Source organism: Amorphus coralli DSM 19760 (genome assembly GCF_000374525.1).
Lineage (GTDB): Bacteria > Pseudomonadota > Alphaproteobacteria > Rhizobiales > Amorphaceae > Amorphus > Amorphus coralli.
This window is the reverse complement of record NZ_KB894572.1, coordinates 259969-275692: the sequence shown is the minus strand read 5'-3', so window position 1 is coordinate 275692 and position 15724 is coordinate 259969. Positions and strand designations below refer to the sequence as shown.

Sequence of the window (15724 nt, the reverse complement as noted above, 5' to 3'; positions counted from 1 at the left end):
CCTGCGGTTCGCCGAATACAACGTAAAGGCCTCTTATGCTCGCCATCGCCCGCACCCATGCCCGCCGGTTCTCAGACCGTTTCACCGATGAAGTTCGGTTCTTGCGAGCCTGGGTCGAGCGACCGCTGACCACCGGCGCCGTGGCGCCGTCCGGCGCAGCGCTGTCGCGACTGATGGCCAGCTTCGTTGACGCCGACTGTTCCGGCCCCATCGTCGAACTGGGTCCAGGCACCGGCGTGGTCACTGACGCCCTGGTCAAGCGCGGGATCGACGAGGCGCGGCTGGTGCTCATCGAGTACAGCCCCGACTTCTGCACCCTGCTGGAAGAACGGTTTCCCCGCGCGACCGTGATCCAGGGCGATGCGTACGCCATGGCGGACGTGGTGGAAGAAGCTCCGGGATCGCTGGCCGGCGTGGTGTCGAGCCTGCCGCTCTTCACCCGGCCGCTGGAAGCCCGACAGAAGCTGATCGAGGATGCGCTGGAGCTGATGACGCCCGGCGCGCCTTTCATCCAGTTCTCCTACGCGCTGGTTCCGCCGGTGCCGGAAGTCGATGGCCGATACGGCGTCACCCGGACCTCCTGGGTGGTCCGCAACGTGCCGCCCGCCCGCGTCTGGCTCTACCGCCGCGTGGTGGAGGACGAGGCCGTCGAGGAAACGGCCGCGTAAGCCCGGCGCCGGTCGCAGACCAGCCGGTCACGTCCCGCGGATTTGCATTCCGCGCCCGGAACCATACATCTCCCCTCGACCCACCGTTTCCGCGCGGCCGCCAGGCGAGACCGCGCATGAGTTCAATCGAGGTGATGATGACGTCCACCGATCCCATTGGCTGGCATGGCACGACCATTCTCGGCGTGCGCAAGGGCAACGAGGTGGTGATCGCCGGTGACGGCCAGGTGTCCTTCGGGCAGACCGTCATGAAGAACAATGCCCGCAAGGTGCGCCCGATCGGCGGCGGCGACGTGATCGCCGGATTTGCCGGCGCCACCGCGGATGCCTTTACGCTGCTGGAGCGTCTCGAGCAGAAGCTGGAGCAGTATCGCGGTCAGTTGCTGCGCGCCTGCGTGGAACTCGCCAAGGACTGGCGTACCGACCGCTACCTGCGCCGGCTGGAAGCCATGATGATCGTGGCCGACAAGGACACCACGCTGGTCCTGACCGGCAACGGCGACGTGCTGGAGCCGGAACACGGCGTGGTCGGCATCGGCTCGGGCGGGCTCTACGCGCTGGCCGCCGCGCGTGCGCTTGTCGATACCGACATGAACGCCGAGGAGATCGCCCGAAAGGCGATGGCGATTGCCGGCGACATCTGTGTCTACACCAACGGCGAACTGATCGTGGAGCGGCTTTCCGGCGACGCCTGATGGCGGCCGGTCACCCCCTCCCCCATTCCCAACGCCTTCCGGAAGGAAGCCATGACCGCGTTTTCCGAATTCGACGAGACGGGCCCTGCGAGCGACAGCGAGAGGCCGCAGGATTCGCAGTCCACGGACCATAGCCCCATGACCAATTTCTCTCCCCGCGAGATCGTTTCCGAGCTCGACCGGTTCATCATCGGCCAGCACGACGCCAAGCGCGCGGTGTCCATCGCGCTCAGGAACCGCTGGCGCCGGCAGCAGCTCGCCGACGACATCCGCGACGAGGTGATGCCGAAGAACATCCTGATGATCGGCCCGACGGGCGTCGGCAAGACGGAGATCTCGCGCCGCCTGGCCAAGCTCGCCAACGCGCCCTTCATCAAGGTCGAGGCGACCAAGTTCACCGAAGTCGGCTATGTCGGCCGCGACGTGGAGTCCATCGTCCGCGACCTCCTCGAGATCGGCATCGCCCAGGTGCGCGAGCGCCGCCGCAAGGACGTGCGCGCCACCGCCCATCTCGCCGCCGAGGAACGCGTGCTCGACGCACTGGTGGGCAAGAATGCGAGCCCGGCGACACGCGACAGCTTCCGCAAGCGCCTGCGGGCCGGCGAACTCGACGACAAGGAGATCGAGGTCGAGGTGACCCAGTCGCCGACGATGCCGAGCTTCGACGTCCCCGGCATGGGCGGCAATGTTGGCGTGATGAACCTCTCCGACGTGCTCGGCAAGGCTTTCGGTGGGGTCAAGAAGACCCGCAAGACCACGGTGAAGGACTCCTACGAGCTGCTTATCAACGAGGAGTCCGATCGGCTTCTCGACGAGGACAGTCTCACCCAGGAGGCCATTGCCGACGTGCAGGGTAACGGCATCGTCTTCCTCGACGAGATCGACAAGGTGACGGCGCGCGGCGGCAAGGTCTCCGGCGACGTCTCCCGCGAGGGCGTCCAGCGCGACCTGCTGCCGCTCGTGGAGGGCACCACCGTGCAGACCAAGCACGGGCCGGTGAAGACCGACCACATCCTGTTCGTCGCCTCCGGCGCCTTCCATGTTTCCAGCCCGTCGGACCTGCTGCCCGAGTTGCAGGGCCGTTTGCCGATCCGCGTCGAGCTGAAGCCGCTCACCCGCGAGGACTTCCGGGCGATCCTGACGGAGACCGAGGCGAGCCTCATTCGCCAGTCGGTGGCGCTCATGCAGACCGAGGACGTCACCCTGGTCTTCACCGAGGACGCCATCGATGCGATCGCGGAGATCGCCGTGGAGATCAACGCCAGCGTGGAGAACATTGGCGCGCGGCGCCTGCAGACGGTGATGGAGCGGGTGCTGGACGAAATCTCGTACACCGCCTCCGACAGGTCCGGCGAGACGGTCACCATCGATGCCGACTATGTCCGAACCAATCTCGGCGAGCTGGCCAAGAACACCGACCTCAGCCGCTTCGTCTTGTAAACACGGTCAGCCTGTCGAGCGAACCGAAAAGGCCGGCGCCCCCAAGGGCGCCGGGCTTTTTTCGTCAGCAGTCAGTTGAACCGCGGACTGGCCGCCCGCCGCGCGGGGACGGGATCAGCTTCCCGCGTCCTCGCCAAGCCGCGTCACCTCGGCCGTCACCGGCCCCTCCAGCGCCTTCAGCTCCACCAGTGTTCCGTCCTTCACGGGCACGCGCACCGCCTCGGCTCCGGTCAGCGTGTAGACCGTGCCGTCGACCCGCATCCGGAACGGCCCGCTGGCATCGACCAGAAGCGCGATGGCGTTGCCGGCGTTGGGATCGGGCACGCTGGTCCACTCGCCCGGCACCTCGAGCGTCTCGGCCTCGCCGAGACGGCTGACCTGAATCGGGCCTGCCCGGAGGAGATCGGCGATGCCCTGCTTGTCGACCCAATAGGCGCCGTAGACGAGCCCCGCCCCAAGAGCGAGAAGCACCACCACGAAGACGATCCAGCCGGCCCGCGCGCCCTTGCGGCGCCGCTCGCGATACTCGGCCGGAACTCCCGCTTCCTCGTCAGAGACCGGCACAAGCGCGCGCCCGTCCGAGCGTCGCCCGCGCGCGCCCTCGGCGTCGCGCATCACATCGTCGATGCTCGGATCCGGGCTCTCGTCGCCATCCGGGACGATCCAGGCCTCTTCCTCGGACCGTTCCGCCCGGGCGCGACGGCGCGCCACCTTGGGCCCGGCGCGTCGGCGTCCGCCGGGTGCCCGCGGCGCCGCTGGCTCGCGAGGCATTGCAGTCGGGGTCTCTACCGATGCCGCTTCCATCTCCCCCTCGTCGAGCCCGGGCTCGCGGGAGGCTGCCCGATCCAGCCGGCTGCCACGGCGGCCGATGGACGGCTCGGCCCGTCGGCGGCGACCGGGTGCCTGCGGCTCCGCACGCCGCGGCTCGGCGGACGGGGCGGCCGTCGGCTCAACCGGCTCGCCGTGGGCCGCTCCACCCGGCGCCGCGTCCAGCCGGGACCGGTCCCGGCGGATCCGGCGCGCGGCCGGCTCTGCGCGCGGCGGCGGCGGAACAATGGCCGGCTCGTCAGGCTCATAGGCGTCGTCATGCGGCTCGGATTCCGCCCCGTGGAGCTCGGCATCCACATAGATCACGTCATCCGGCCTGGCCTGCGGCGCATCGCCCTCGGCCTCTGCCTCGGGGGGCAGCGCCAGCGTTCCATCCTCGAGCGAAATGGCCGAGCGGAAGGCTCCGCAATAGGGGCAGCTCAGAACGGGACGGACCAGCGGCTCTCCGCAGGCGTTGCAGCGATATCGCGCCGTGTTCAAGGACGTGTCTCCGGTAGAGTGCCCGGGCCTGCGGCCCGAAGCGGCGTTCTTTCGGCCACCATCCGGCGGCCCATTGTCGGTCAAGCATCCACCTGCGGATGCGGCTCTTCAACGATTCCTCGCCGAACCTCTACCGCAAAACAGGGAAATGGTGTGGCAAAGCCCGGAATTCTGGCAAGATTCGCCGGGTTGCAGCCGAAATGGCCGGTCTCGGGCGCATACCCCCGATTTCAGTGGCGAAGAACCTCGCGCAGCCGGGCCGGCTCGGGGAGTCCCTTCATCTGGAGTTCCGGGACGTCGCCCGCCGTGTAGACCCGCAAGGTTCCCACGTCGAGGATCCGGTCGAGCAGCGACTGGTCGATCTTCACCGTGCGGATCGAGGACAGTTCGATCTCGGTGTGCTCCTTGGCAAGCAGCCCCTTGTCGAGGCTGATCCGGTCGTCGTCGACAGTCACGGTGGTCGCCCGATTGAACAGCCACCACACCACCAGTGCGACGATGCCGATGACGGCTGGGATCAGGATCACGCAGAGGATGAACAAAAGCGGATGGCTCTTGAACATCGAGGGATGGGCTTGGTAGCGCGGCGGCATCGGCAGCGTCCCTGACTGAGGATGGAACTGGCACAACGTGTCGACGGACGATGCGTTCGACCGATGACACGCGTGCGTCGCCGGCGACGGGGTGGAGGCGGCGACGACTGCCATCCTATCCCCGATCGAAGGCCGCCGCGCCGATCTTTCAGTGGAGGCTCGACAACTGCTCCACCGAGCGCCACTCCCAGCCGCCGACAAGCCGCCGGTAGGCCACCTCCACGGAATGGAGCGGACCGTCCAACTCCCTTTTCCAGAAGTCGAGGAAACGGGTCAGTTCCGGGAAGGCCGGCGCGAGATCATAGTCCTGCCAGAGATAGGTCTGCAGAAGCGCAGGATGATCTGGCAATCGGTAAAGGATCTTCGCTGTGGTCAGGCCGTAGCCATCGAGCTGGCGGTCGAAAGCAGAATCGATCATCGGTCACCTCGGCTGTTGAAAGCACCGACGAAATGGTGCATTGCATCGCCGCCGACGGCAAGCCGACTAAGCAAAAATCTCTTTCTATACAGATACTTACCAGCACTCGATCGACGCGGCTGCTAGCAGGCCGTGGGTCGCGCCCGATGCCTGCCCTGCGCCTCCACCGCAGCGATTGCGCAACGAGGAGGGGGCCAGGCAGCCGATCCCCCCGCGCGGCCTGCTAGCACTTTCCTCTAGCGAGTGCCAAAATTTTGTGGCAGGTATCTTGATACCGGTTACGGGGCATCCCATGTCACCGGCGCACGGCCCCGCGTGCCGGTCCCGGACGCGCGGCCGTGAGGAGGACTATCCAGTCACCGAAATCCGCATCTGGTTCAATTGGAGGAACAGAGCATGACGTTCCGGCCGCTCCACGACCGTGTGGTCGTTCGCCGCATCGAGTCTGACACGAAGACCGCTGGCGGCATCATCATTCCCGACACTGCCAAGGAGAAGCCGCAGGAAGGCGAAGTCGTCTCCGTCGGCCCCGGCGCGCGCAACGAAGCCGGCGAGATCGTCGCCCTCGACGTGAAGGCCGGCGACCGCGTTCTCTTCGGCAAGTGGTCCGGCACCGAGGTGAAGATCGATGGTGAGGATCTCCTGATCATGAAGGAGACCGACATCATGGGTGTGATCGAAGGCGCCGCCGCCGCCAAGGCCGCAGCCTAACCGCCCCGCGCATCCGACAGACGCTGTTTCTCAAAGGAGAACATCACCATGGCTGCCAAGGAAGTGAAATTTTCCACCTCCGCCCGCGACAAGATGCTGAAGGGTGTCGACACCCTGGCCAACGCGGTGAAGGTGACCCTCGGCCCGAAGGGCCGCAATGTCGTCATCGAGAAGTCGTTCGGCGCTCCGCGCATCACCAAGGACGGCGTCACCGTCGCCAAGGAGATCGAGCTTGAGGACAAGTTCGAGAACATGGGCGCCCAGATGGTGCGCGAAGTGGCCTCGAAGACCAACGATCTGGCCGGTGACGGTACGACCACGGCCACGGTTCTCGCCCAGGCCATCGTCAAGGAAGGCGCCAAGGCGGTAACCGCCGGCATGAATCCGATGGACCTGAAGCGCGGCATCGACATGGCCGTAGAGGCCATCGTTGCCGAGCTCAAGTCCAACGCCAAAGACATCGCCTCCAACGACGAGATCGCCCAGGTCGGCACCATCTCCGCCAATGGGGACGCCGAGGTCGGTCGCTTCCTGGCCGAGGCGATGCAGAAGGTCGGCAACGAGGGTGTGATCACCGTCGAGGAAGCCAAGTCGCTCGAGACCGAACTCGAGGTGGTCGAGGGCATGCAGTTCGACCGCGGCTACATCTCGCCCTACTTCGTCACCGATGCCGACAAGATGCGCGTCGAGCTCGACGAGCCCTACCTGCTCATCCACGAGAAGAAGCTCTCCAACCTGCAGGCCATGCTGCCGGTGTTGGAGGCCGTGGTTCAGTCCGGCCGTCCGCTCCTTATCATCGCCGAGGACGTCGAGGGCGAGGCGCTCGCTACCCTCGTGGTCAACAAGCTGCGTGGCGGCCTGAAGGTCGCCGCCGTCAAGGCGCCGGGCTTCGGTGATCGCCGCAAGGCCATGCTGCAGGACATCGCCGTCCTGACGGGCGGCACGGTGATCTCCGAGGACGTGGGCATCAAGCTGGAGAGCGTGACCATCGACATGCTCGGCAAGGCCAAGAAGGTGTCCATCTCCAAGGACGAGACCGTCATAGTCGACGGCGCCGGCGAGAAGTCCGACATCGAGGCCCGCGTTTCCCAGATCAAGGCGCAGGTGGAAGAGACCACCTCCGACTACGATCGCGAGAAACTCCAGGAACGTCTGGCCAAGCTCGCGGGCGGCGTCGCGGTGATCCGCGTCGGCGGTGCGACCGAGGTCGAGGTGAAGGAGAAGAAGGATCGCGTCGACGACGCCCTGCACGCCACCCGTGCTGCGGTCGAGGAAGGCGTTGTTCCGGGCGGTGGCGTGGCGCTCCTGCGCTCGCTGAAGGCGCTCTCCAGCCTCTCGCCGGCCAACGCCGACCAGAAGGCCGGCGTGGAGATGGTCCGCAAGGCCGTTCAGGCCCCGGCGCGTCAGATCGCCCTCAACGCGGGCGAGGACGGCTCCGTCGTCGTCGGAAAGATCGTCGAGAAGGACGAGTTCGGCTTCGGCTGGAACGCCCAGAGCGGCGAATACGGCGACATGTTCAAGATGGGCATCATCGACCCGACCAAGGTCGTGCGCACCGCCCTTCAGGACGCCGCGTCCGTCGCATCGCTTCTCATCACCACCGAGGCGATGGTGGCGGAGAAGCCGAAGAAGGACGGCGGCGCTCCGGGCATGCCGGGCGGCATGGGCGACATGGACTTCTGATCCAGCGCTTCTCCGGCGGGTCTGCCCCGCCGGACATAGAGTTGCGGAAGGCGCGGGAGCGATCCCGCGCCTTCTTGCGTTGCGGCGCCTTCCAGGCCTGCGACAGAAAGGACCGGCGCATGCGATTGCGCGCGCCGGCACCCGCCCCTAGGGTCAATCCAGATACGCGGACGCCCAGCAACCATCTGGAAACGTTCAAATATTTCGACCCGGAGCGAGAGGCTCGGCCGTGATCAGCAGACGAACGTTCCTCGCCGGCAGCGCGCTCGGAGCCTGCGGCGCCGGACTGGGGCTTGCCGGGCTCAGGGCTGTCAGTGCCGCCACGCCGATGGAGCTGACAGCGCACGAGACAGCCGCCGTGCTCGACGGCACCTCGCTCACTGAAGGCGTCATGACGTGGAACGAAGGGCCGCTGCCGCCGGTGATCCGCGTGAGGCGCGACGAGGCCTTCGCCGCACGGCTGGTGAACCGGCTGGCCGAACCGACCACAATTCACTGGCACGGGCTCAGGATCCCGAACGCCATGGATGGCGTCCCCTTCCTCACCCAGCCCTATATCTACCAGGGCGAGACATTCGACTACGCCTTCCGCGCGCCGGACGCCGGCACCTTCTGGTACCACCCGCACTGCAACACGCTGACCCAGATCGGGCGCGGGATGACTGGCCTGTTCATCGTGGAGAACCCGGACGATCCGGCCTTCGACCACGAGATGGCGCTCAACCTGCGCGACTGGCGCCTCGACGAGAAGGGCCGCTTCATTGCCCAGTTCAAGGCGCGCGATGCCGCCCGGACCGGCACCTTCGGCACCGTACGCACGGCCAACTGGCAGGTAGCGCCCCGCCAAGAGGCTCCGGCCGGCGGGCTGATGCGCCTGAGGATCGCCATCACCGACGTGACCCGGATCTACCGCTTCGTGCTGGAAGGGGCCTCGGCGCTGGTGATCGCACTCGACGGCAATCCGGTCGCCGCGCCGTTCCCGCTCGACCGGCTCGAGCTGGGCCCGGGCCAGCGGGTCGATCTTGCCGTCGTCATGCCGGCGGAGGAAGGCGCCGTCGTGCGGCTGAGTAACACGCGCACCACCCACCCCTACGAGATCGCCAGCTTCCGCTCCACAGGCTCTTCCCTCGGTCGCTCGCTCGGCGACGTGACGCCCCTGCCCGCCAATCCGGTGGCAGAGCCGGATCTCGCCGCGGCCAGCGTGATCCCGCTGGAGCTTTCGGCCACGGCCGAGGCCGCACCGGCCGGAGGCAGCATCTGTGGCTCGCTCGGCTACAATTTCTGGGCCATCAACAAGGTGCCGTGGTCGGGCGACACGCCGGAGCCGCATACTCCGATCGACGAGCTCAAGCTCGGTCGCTCCTACGTGCTGGAGCTGGCGAACCGGACGCCGCACGCCCACCCGATCCACCTTCACGGCATGTCGTTCCGGGCCATAGAGTCGACAAACGGCCCCGTCCTGCCGCATTTCACCGACACCTACCTGATCCGGCCGGACGAGCGGGTGCGGCTCGCGCTGGTGGCCGACAATCCCGGCGACTGGGTCTTCCACTGCCACGTCATCGAGCACCAGAAGACCGGCATGACCGGCTTCTTCCGGGTGGTCTGAGCCGGATCAGCGGCAGGCCACCTCGTCCGCGATCCGGCGCAAGGCGTCCAGGTCCGCGCCGGTGATGACCGCATGGTGCGCCTCGATCGCCTCCACCGGCCAGTCCCACCAGCGGATCTCCTGCAACGCCGCGATGGTGGCGTCATCGAACCGCCGGCGCACCGGACGCGCCGGGTTGCCGGCAACGATGGAGTAGGGCGGCACGTCTCTGGCGATCACCGAGCGCGCCGCGCAGATGACGCCGTCGCCGATGGTGACGCCCGGCATCACCATGCAGTCCATGCCCATCCAGACGTCATTGCCCACCACGGTGTCGCCCTTACGGCCGGGTACGTGGAACATCGCCACGATGTCGTCCATCGTGGTTTCCGGCGTCATCATGAAGTTCTGGAACGGATACGTTGAGAAGCCGCTCATGTCGTGGTTGGCGGTCGAGGTGATGAACCGCACGCCGTGCGCGAACTGGCAGAACTTGCCGATGGTCAGCTTCTCCGGACTCGGCGGGAACAGGTACGGGGCCAGGAAGGCGGCATAGTCCTGCAGGATCTCGAAGTTGTGGTAGTAGCTGAAGTCGCCCACCTCGATACGCGGATGGTCGATGACGGCCTTCAGCTGCACCGTCTGCTCGATGACAGTGCCGTCGGGCATGGCCATCGGATGTGTCTTGTTCGGATTGAGCAGCGGCATGGCAATGTCCGGTATTGGCGCCGCTGGAGAGACGCGCGATGGCAGCCAGCTCGAAGGCTGCCTTACGCCGTGTCCGCCGGGCGCGCTTAGTGTCGTTGGGCCGGAGCACCGCGCCCCGGCCAGGTAGGCATTTTCAGTAGAAGCGAAAACGGCCTTAGCGCCGCTTCAGGACGAAGCGCGACAGGGCATTCTTGCGACGGGCGAAGGCGAGCTTGGAATTGCGGAGATAGTGCTCGAAGAAGTCGTACTTCTCCTGATCCCATTCGGCGATGATCACATCCTTCTGGGCCTTCAGATTCTTGATCCACTGGTCCAGCGTCAGGATGTAGTCCTCGCGGCGGTTCTCAAGGTACTCCAGCCGGAACAGCGGATGGCTCGCCGTCACCACCTCGTCGATGAACGGGATATCGGACTGCGGGAACACGGTCTCCGGGATCCAGGTCTTGGCTTCCTCGAAGGTGGGCGTGTCCCAGACGATGGTCTGCAGCGACAGGAAGGCGTTCGGCATCAGGTTCTTGTGGCAGATCTCGAAGAAGCGGGTGTACGCCTCGATCTTCTCCGCCTTGTTCATGGCCGGCCGGGCGAAATGCTCGAACGCGCCGACGGAGACGATCCCGTCGAACGGCCCGTCGAGCTCCGCCTCGTAGACGTCCGCGAGCCGGACCTCGACGCCCTTCAGGTTGCGCGCCTCGATATGGTCGCGCTGGTCCTTGGAAAGCGTCAGGCCGACAGCCCCCCTGCCCTCGTACTCGGTCACAGCGGCGGCCAGCACCGCGCCCCAGCCGCAACCGACATCGAGGATGCGCGCGCCAGGCTTCAGCTGCAGCGCATCGAGATGGAAGCGGATCTTGGCCCACTGGGCGTCGTAGAGATTGTCGAGAACCGGCTCCGCCCGGCTCGGCGCGTGGAAGCGCGCGGCGGAGTAGCAGAGCGTCTCGTGGAGGAACAGCGAGAAGAAACGCGTCTCGTTGTCGTAGTGGTACTGGATCGCCTCGGCCGCGGACAACGTGCCCGCCGTTTCACGATCCACCGGCCGGAATGCCGCACGCTCACTCAAGGCTCACCCCTCCCCGTTCGCTCGCCGCGCCCCCCGGCACGCGAATGCGAACAGAGTATCGCCCCCAAAGGCGGCGCGTTTCAAGGAGGCGAAGCGCCCAAAAAAAGAAGCCCGCGCCGACAGTCGGCGCGGGCCTCGATTGCAGGCTTGGGCTGAAGCCAGAGGGCTTACATGCCCATCGACTTGGCAACACGATCGGAGACCGTGTCGAGGAAGCCGGTGGTGGACTGCCAGCCCTGGTCGGCCCCGACGAGAAGCGCCAGGTCCTTCGTCATGTGGCCGTCCTCGATGGCGCCGACGGTCTCGCGCTCAAGCGTCTCGGCGAAAGTCTTCAGATCGTCGTTGTCGTCGAGCTTCGCCCGGTGGGCGAGGCCGCGCGACCAGGCGAAGATCGAAGCGGTGGAGTTGGTCGAGGTCTCCTCGCCGCGCTGATGCTGGCGATAGTGACGGGTGACGGTGCCGTGGGCGGCTTCCGCCTCGACGGTCTGTCCGTCCGGCGTCATCAGCACCGAGGTCATCAGGCCGAGCGAGCCGAAGCCCTGTGCCACGGTGTCGGACTGCACGTCGCCGTCGTAGTTCTTGCAGGCCCAGACGTAGCCGCCGGACCACTTCATCGAGGCGGCGACCATGTCGTCGATCAGGCGGTGCTCGTAGGTGATGCCCTTGGCGTCGAACTTGTCCTTGAACTCGCTGTCGAAGATCTCCTGGAAGATGTCCTTGAAGCGGCCGTCGTAGACCTTGAGGATCGTGTTCTTCGTGGAGAGGTACAGCGGGTAGCCGCGCATCAGGGCGTAGTTCATGGAAGCGCGGGCGAAGTCGATGATCGACTGGTCGAGGTTGTACATCGCCATGGCGATGCCGGAGCCCGGCGCATCGAACACCTCATGCTCGATGGTCTCGCCATCCTCGCCGACGAACTTGATCGAAAGCGTGCCCTTGCCCGGGAACTTGAAGTCGGTGGCACGGTACTGGTCACCGTAGGCGTGACGGCCGACGATGATCGGCTGGGTCCAGCCCGGCACCAGACGCGGCACGTTGCGGCAGATGATCGGCTCGCGGAAGATGACGCCGCCGAGGATGTTGCGGATGGTGCCGTTCGGCGACCGCCACATCTTCTTCAGGCCGAACTCCTCGACGCGCGCCTCGTCCGGCGTGATGGTGGCGCACTTCACGCCGACGCCGCAGGCTTTGATGGCGTTCGCCGCGTCGATGGTGATCTGGTCGTCGGTCTCGTCGCGCTTCTCGATACCGAGATCGTAATACTGCAGATCGATGTCGAGGTAGGGGTGGATCAGCTTCTTCTTGATATAGTCCCAGATGATCCGGGTCATCTCGTCGCCGTCGAGTTCGACGACCGGGTTGTCGACTTTGATCTTTGCCATATTGAAACGGACCTCGGTGCTAGCCTGAACGGACCGGAACCGGGAGGCGAATGCCTCCGGCGCGCGGTCGCACGCGGAAAATTCGGGGTGCGGCGTCCTTCTAGGTCATGAGACCGGAAATGTGAAGAAAGGACCGTCGCCCCGATGCTTCTTTGGAACGACTGAAGCCTGAGGCAGCCGGTTCAGTCCATCACCTTATCTTTGGTCTCCGGAGTGAAGACCAGGGTCGCCAGCGCCACAAGCGCCGCGGCCACGACATAGAAGGCCGGCGCCATCCGGTCGCCGGTCTCGCTGATCAGCCAGGTGGCGACCATCGGCGTGGTGCCACCGACGATGGCCATCGGGATATTGAAGGCGACGGAGTAGGCGGTCACGCGGACGTGGCGCGGGAACTGCTCCGTCATGGTAGTCGGCAGCGGGCCGGTGAAGCAGGCCATCAGCACCGCGAAACCGAGTTGCCCGAGGAGAATGCCCCACAGGGTGCCGCTGCCGAGCGCCAGGAACAGCGGATAGGCGAACACGGCAACCCCGAGCGCCCCGGTCATCATGACGGGCCGGCGGCCGATCCGGTCCGACAGCGCCGCGAAGAACGGAATGACCAGGCACAGGACCGCTATGACGCCGGTGTTGATGTCCAGTGCCCGGTTCTCGTTCACGCCGTCATAGGTGACGATGTAGGTCGTCAGGTAGACGAAGGCGATGTAGAAGCCGATGCCGTTCAGCACGTTGATGCCCATCACCCGCAGCATGCCCCGCCAGTGATCGCGAACCGCCTCGACGATGGGAAACTCCGGTTCCTGCGGTTCGTGGGGATCGTTGAACTCGACCTCGATATCTTCCACGTGGCTGCGGAAATAGACCCCGGCCAGCCCCAGGAGAACGCCGCACAGGAACGGGATGCGCCAGCCCCAGCTTGCCAGCGCCTCGTCCGGCACCAGCGCGGTGACGATGGCGCCCATCGCCGCACCCAGCAGAATGCCGAGATTGGATCCCACCAGCCCGAACGAGCCGGAAATGCCGCGCTGGTCCTGCGGACCGTTCTCGACCAGGTAGGTGACGGAACCGGTATATTCGCCACCCACCGACAGCCCCTGCACGAGGCGCAGGAAGGTCAGAAGCAGCGGTGCGGCGAGGCCTATCATCTCGTAGATCGGCAGGAACGCCACCAGCGTGGTCGGAATCGCCATCATGGCCACAGACAGCGTCAGCGCTGCCCGACGGCCAAGCTTGTCGGCGACGTGGCCGATCACCAGTCCGCCGAACGGGCGCATGAGGAAGCCCGCTGCGAACACGCCAAAGGTGGCGATCAGGGCGACTTTCGGATCCGTCTTCGGAAAGAACTGCGTGGCGATGATCGGCGCGAAGAAGCCATAGACAGCGAAATCGTACCATTCGAGCGTGTTGCCGATGGCACCGGCCACGGTCTTCTTCGACCAGTGCGAGAACAATGATGCCACGCCGGATCCCCCCAACTCGCTTGGTCGTCGTCCTTTGTCTTTACAGGCAAGGCTAAAGCGTAGAGGTGAACGACCGCAACCCGGGGATGTTCAAGTCGACCCGGCTTGCGCGACCGACGCCGTTCCATGGAAATGTTGCGCGACCCCCGCCTTTCGATTAGAGACTGTTTCATCCGGCGCCTTATGCGCCGCCAATCGGGTCATCAAACCGGGAAGCCAGCGTGCCCGTCGAGCAGACCAGCAAGCTCCGGATCGCACTGAACACGGACGCTCCGCGCGTCCGGACCCTTCTTCTCGGCCGTCTCCTCCTCCTTAGCTGCCCCTGAGCGCTGGCAGCCCGTTCGGGCAGGCTCTCAGGGGAGTACTGACGAGGCGAACCCAGAACACTCTCGGCCCCGACGCTTGTGCATACGCCGTCGCGCGGGCCGCTCCCGAGAAGGACCAGACTCCATGACCACCGAAACGCCGACGATCGCCGATCCCGCCGAGGTGAAAATCTTCGACACGACGCTGCGCGATGGCGAGCAGTCGCCGGGCGCGTCGATGACGCTGGAAGAAAAGCTGCAGGTTGCCGAGGTGCTCGACACGATGGGTGTCGACATCATCGAGGCCGGCTTCCCGATCGCCTCCAACGGCGACTTCGAGGCCGTGAACATGATTGCCCGGCGCGCCGAGAACGCCGTGATTGCCGGGCTGGCCCGCGCCATTCCCGCCGACATCGACCGCGCCGGTGAAGCCGTCCGCGATGCCCGCCGCGGCCGCATCCACACTTTCGTGTCGACCTCGCCGATCCATCTCGCCCACCAGATGAACAAGACCCAGGACGAGGTTCTGGAGATCATCACGGCGACGGTGACCCGCGCACGCAACCTGATCGACGACGTGGAATGGTCGGCGATGGACGCCACCCGCACGCCGCTCGACTATCTCTGTCGCTGCGTGGAGGCCGCGATCCGCGCCGGTGCCACCACGATCAACCTGCCTGACACGGTCGGCTACGCCACGCCGGACGAGTACCGCGCCATGTTCGCCACGATGATCGAGAAGGTGCCGGACGCCGACGCGGTGACCTTCTCCGTGCACTGCCACGACGACCTTGGCCTGGCGGTTGCCAACTCGCTGGCCGGTGTCGCCGGAGGCGCCCGCCAGATCGAATGCACCATCAACGGCCTGGGCGAGCGCGCCGGCAATGCCGCGCTGGAAGAGATCGTCATGGCGATCCGCACGCGCGGCGACGTGATGCCTTACCGGACCAATGTCGATGCGGGCTATCTCACGCGGGCGTCGAAGCTGGTCTCCACGGTTGCCGGCTTCCCGGTCCAGTACAACAAGGCCATTGTCGGGAAGAACGCCTTCGCCCACGAATCCGGCATCCACCAGGACGGCATGCTCAAGCATGCCGAAACCTACGAGATCATGCGGCCGGAAGACGTGGGCGTGAAGGCCACGTCGCTTGTCATGGGCAAGCATTCCGGCCGCCATGCCTTCCGCGAGAAGCTGAAGGAGCTGGGTTTCGAGATCGGTCAGAACGCCTTCGAGGATGCTTTCCGGCGCTTCAAGGATCTCGCCGACCAGAAGAAGCATGTCTACGACGAGGACATCGAGGCGCTGGTGGAGGACCAGATCGCCATCGCCGGCGAGGCCGTGAAGGTTATCTCGCTGACGGTCATTGCCGGTACCGGCGCGCCGCAGAAGGCCATCGTCACCATGGAGGTGGACGGCCGTCACGTGACGGAGGAGGCCCAGGGCTCCGGTCCGGTGGACGCCACCTTCAACGCGATCAAGCAGATCATGCCGCACGATGCGCGCCTGTCGCTCTACCAGGTGCACGCTGTGACGGAGGGCACCGATGCCCAGGCCGAGGTGTCAGTCCGGCTGGAGGACAACGGCCGCATCGCCTCCGGGCGCGGCGCCGATGTCGACACGCTCGTGGCCTCGGCCAAGGCGTATGTCGCGGCACTCAACAAGATCGCCATCAAGCGGATCCATGCCCAAGGCGTGCGCGAGGCATCGTAA

14 protein-coding genes are annotated in these 15724 nt (G+C 65.9%); 7 read left to right on the top strand and 7 right to left on the bottom strand.

The genetic code is table 11. The annotated features are described in order from the left end of the window. The first annotated feature begins 35 nt into the window (after positions 1-35). The 3 genes from C507_RS0109220 to hslU all read left to right on the top strand — a co-directional run bounded on the left by C507_RS0109220 (position 36) and on the right by hslU (position 2803). A complete protein-coding gene (locus tag C507_RS0109220; protein WP_018699399.1) occupies positions 36-668 on the top strand; it encodes a class I SAM-dependent methyltransferase in 633 nt (210 codons plus the stop codon). Between the two features lie 116 nt (positions 669-784). Next, positions 785-1363, top strand: a complete 579-nt coding sequence (gene hslV, locus C507_RS0109215; protein ID WP_018699398.1) for an ATP-dependent protease subunit HslV — start codon at positions 785-787, stop codon at positions 1361-1363. A 138-nt stretch (positions 1364-1501) separates the two neighbouring features. Beyond that, positions 1502-2803, top strand: coding sequence for an ATP-dependent protease ATPase subunit HslU (gene hslU / locus C507_RS0109210; RefSeq protein WP_026318967.1), 1302 nt, complete (start codon positions 1502-1504; stop codon positions 2801-2803). Between the two features lie 114 nt (positions 2804-2917). Here the strand turns inward: hslU and C507_RS20865 are convergent, their stop codons facing one another. From C507_RS20865 to C507_RS0109195, 3 genes are all read right to left on the bottom strand, one after another. Next, positions 2918-4111: a hypothetical protein gene (locus C507_RS20865; protein WP_040400865.1), complete on the bottom strand. Its 1194-nt coding sequence runs from the start codon at positions 4109-4111 to the stop codon at positions 2918-2920. Positions 4112-4341: 230 nt separating this feature from the next. Next, complete coding sequence (locus tag C507_RS0109200; RefSeq protein ID WP_018699396.1) at positions 4342-4704, bottom strand: PH domain-containing protein; 363 nt, start codon at positions 4702-4704, stop codon at positions 4342-4344. A 148-nt stretch (positions 4705-4852) separates the two neighbouring features. Beyond that, positions 4853-5122 carry an usg protein gene (locus tag C507_RS0109195; protein WP_018699395.1) on the bottom strand — a complete coding sequence of 90 codons (270 nt, stop codon included), beginning with the start codon at positions 5120-5122 and terminating at the stop codon, positions 4853-4855. Positions 5123-5518: 396 nt separating this feature from the next. Between C507_RS0109195 and groES the strand changes: the two genes are divergently transcribed. The 3 genes from groES to C507_RS0109180 all read left to right on the top strand — a co-directional run bounded on the left by groES (position 5519) and on the right by C507_RS0109180 (position 9125). Beyond that, a complete protein-coding gene (gene groES, locus C507_RS0109190) occupies positions 5519-5833 on the top strand; it encodes a co-chaperone GroES (RefSeq protein WP_018699394.1) in 315 nt (104 codons plus the stop codon). Between the two features lie 48 nt (positions 5834-5881). Further along, positions 5882-7516 (top strand): chaperonin GroEL, encoded by a 1635-nt coding sequence (gene groL / locus C507_RS0109185; protein WP_018699393.1) that lies wholly within the window; start codon positions 5882-5884, stop codon positions 7514-7516. Positions 7517-7745: 229 nt separating this feature from the next. Beyond that, positions 7746-9125, top strand: coding sequence for a multicopper oxidase family protein (locus C507_RS0109180; protein WP_018699392.1), 1380 nt, complete (start codon positions 7746-7748; stop codon positions 9123-9125). Between the two features lie 6 nt (positions 9126-9131). Here C507_RS0109180 and C507_RS0109175 read toward each other — a convergent pair whose 3' ends face one another. From C507_RS0109175 to C507_RS0109160, 4 genes are all read right to left on the bottom strand, one after another. Then, complete coding sequence (locus C507_RS0109175; RefSeq protein WP_018699391.1) at positions 9132-9812, bottom strand: CatB-related O-acetyltransferase; 681 nt, start codon at positions 9810-9812, stop codon at positions 9132-9134. A 154-nt stretch (positions 9813-9966) separates the two neighbouring features. After that, positions 9967-10869 (bottom strand): class I SAM-dependent methyltransferase, encoded by a 903-nt coding sequence (locus C507_RS20860; RefSeq protein WP_083923429.1) that lies wholly within the window; start codon positions 10867-10869, stop codon positions 9967-9969. Positions 10870-11036: 167 nt separating this feature from the next. After that, entirely contained in the window at positions 11037-12251 is a 1215-nt protein-coding gene (locus C507_RS0109165; RefSeq protein ID WP_018699389.1) for an NADP-dependent isocitrate dehydrogenase, read from the bottom strand. Positions 12252-12433: 182 nt separating this feature from the next. Continuing rightward, on the bottom strand, positions 12434-13708 hold the full coding sequence (locus tag C507_RS0109160; RefSeq protein WP_156829236.1) for an MFS transporter: 1275 nt from the start codon (positions 13706-13708) through the stop codon (positions 12434-12436). Positions 13709-14158: 450 nt separating this feature from the next. On the opposite strand from C507_RS0109160, the gene C507_RS0109155 reads away from it, so the two are divergent. Further along, a complete protein-coding gene (locus C507_RS0109155) occupies positions 14159-15724 on the top strand; it encodes a 2-isopropylmalate synthase (protein ID WP_018699387.1) in 1566 nt (521 codons plus the stop codon).